This is a genomic window from Pseudomonas sp. R62 (assembly GCF_000257605.1).
GTDB lineage: Bacteria > Pseudomonadota > Gammaproteobacteria > Pseudomonadales > Pseudomonadaceae > Aquipseudomonas > Aquipseudomonas atacamensis.
In genome coordinates this window covers 1,708,360-1,710,848 of record NZ_JH635998.1, presented here as the reverse complement: position 1 = coordinate 1,710,848, position 2,489 = coordinate 1,708,360, and the positions used below count along the sequence as shown (strand labels likewise).

The window sequence follows — 2,489 nt, the reverse complement described above, 5'->3', positions numbered from 1 at the left end:
TGACCGGGTCTACCCGCAGGCTAAGCAAGCCTTCTGGCTCAGGCTGCACATGCGGCGGCTTGTCTTTCAGCGCGGCCGACATGTAATTCATCCAGATCGGCAGCGCCACGGTGCCACCGAACTCACGGCGACCGAGGCTTTCCGGCTGGTCGAAACCGGTCCATACCGTGGTGACGTAATCAGCGTTGTAACCGGAGAACCAGGCATCTTTCGATTCGTTGGTGGTACCGGTCTTGCCGGCGATGTCGCTGCGGCCCATGGCCAGTGCACGGCGGCCGGTGCCGAGTTTGATTACGTCCTGCAGCATGCTGTTGAGGATGTAGGTGGTACGTCCATCGACAATCCGCTCGGCCACGGCCGGCGCTTGCGGCACTGCCGGATTGCCGGGCGCTTCACCGGCAACCGGTGTGGCGTTGACCGTGAACGACTCGGTGGCTGGCGCAGCGATACCGTCGGTCGCCGAACCACCCTGTGGCACGGTCGGCGGGTTGGCGATGAACAGCGTGTCGCCGTTACGGCTTTCGATCTTGTCGATGATGTACGGGGTGATCTTGTAGCCGCCGTTGGCGAAAGTGCTCCAGCCAGTGGCGATTTCCATTGGTGTCAGCGTTGCGGTGCCGAGTGCCAGCGACAGGTTCGGCGGCAGGTCCTGCTTGTTGAAGCCGAAGCGGGTGATGTAGTCGATGGTCTTGCCCACGCCCATGGCCTGCAACAGGCGGATCGACACCAGGTTGCGCGACTTGTACAGCGCTTCACGCAGGCGGATCGGGCCGAGGAAGGTGTTGGTGTCGTTCTTCGGGCGCCAGACCTTGTCCAGGTACTCGTCGACGAACACGATCGGCGCATCGTTGACCAGGCTGGCAGCGGTGTAGCCATTATCCAGCGCGGCACTGTAGACGAACGGCTTGAAGCTCGAACCCGGCTGACGCTTGGCCTGCATGGCGCGGTTGTAGTTGCTCTGCTCGAAAGCGAAGCCACCCACCAGCGAACGGATCGCACCATTCTGCGGATCCAGCGACACCAGTGCGCCCTGAGCCTGGGGAATCTGGCTGAATTTCAGCGAATTGTCGGTCTGGCGCTGTACGCGGATCAGATCACCGACCTGCGCGACATCCGACGGCTGGCGCGGGTTGGCGCCCATGCTGTTGGTGTTGAGGAACGGTCGCGCCCATTTCATCGTGTCCCAGGCAACGTGCTCTTCACCAGTGCGGGTCAACACTTGCAGTCCGGTTTTATCGACTTGGGTGACGATCGCAGGTTCGAGACTGCTGATGGTGCGCTGCTTGGTCAGTTCGCTGGCCCAGGCTTCGCGGGTCTTGCCCGGCAGGCGCGACTCGGGGCCACGGTAGCCGTGGCGCTGATCGTAGGTCATCAAACCTTCGTGCAGTGCGGTGTTGGCCATTTCCTGCAGGTTGCTTGGCACTGTGGTGGTGACGCGGAAGCCTTCGGTGTAGGCCTCGCTGCCATAACGGCCGACCATTTCGGCGCGGGCCATTTCGGCGATATACGGTGCGTTCACTTCCGGGGTCGGCACGTGGTAGCTGGCGTTCAGCGGCTCGTTGATCGCGGCGGTGTAGTCGGCTTCGCTGATCTTGCCCAGCTTGTACATGCGCCCGAGGATCCAGTCGCGGCGTTCTTTGCTGCGCGCAGGGTTGGCCAGCGGGTTGAAGCGCGACGGAGCTTTCGGCAGGCCGGCGATCATCGCCATCTGCGCGAGGCTGATGTCACGGATCGATTTGCCGTAATACACCTGCGCCGCCGCCTCGATGCCGTAGGCACGGTTACCCAGGTAGATCTTGTTGACGTACAGCTCAAGGATCTCGTCCTTGGTCAGCTGCCGTTCGATCTGCAGGGCCAGCAGGATTTCCGTAGTTTTACGCGAGAAGCTGCGCTCACTGGTGAGAAAGAAGTTCTTCGCCACCTGCATGGTGATGGTGCTGCCGCCGGACTGAATGTGCCCACTCTTGACCAATTGCGTTGCCGCACGCATCAGGCTGCTCGGATCGACGCCATAGTGATTGGCAAAATTGTCGTCTTCAGCACTTAGTAACGCATTGATGAAATTGGGCGGAATGTCGGCGAAACGGATCGGTGTACGGCGCATTTCGCCAAATTCTGCGATCAACTTGTTGTCGCTGCTGTAGACGCGCAGAGGAATCTGCAACTGAATGCTTCTCAGCGCCTCCACAGACGGCAAACCCGGACTAAGGTAAAGAAAGGCGCCGCTGAGACCTAAGAGCAGTCCGCAGAAAACGGCGACGATGGACCAACCGAAAAATTTCAGCAGACGAATCAAGGCTTTTGGACATCCAGGGCAAAGAATGAATTTGGCACGGGGCTGCGGTTACACACAGAGCCATCCGCGCGGGCAGTAAAAAGCGGAAAAAATCGCTGGGCATTATAAGCACTTTTCCGTCGGAGGCGTCATTGGCGCTTCTGTCAAGACGGGGGTGAAGGAACGCAATGCGTATTACAGAGTCCGTAACTCA

General features: G+C 60.0%; 1 protein-coding gene. It reads right to left on the bottom strand.

Annotated features, from left to right (window positions below):
* Positions 1 to 2,293, bottom strand: a 2,293-nt coding sequence (locus OQK_RS08855) for a penicillin-binding protein 1A (protein WP_443216329.1), incomplete at its 3' end; no start/stop codon positions are given.
* Between the last annotated feature and the right edge of the window lie 196 nt (positions 2,294 to 2,489).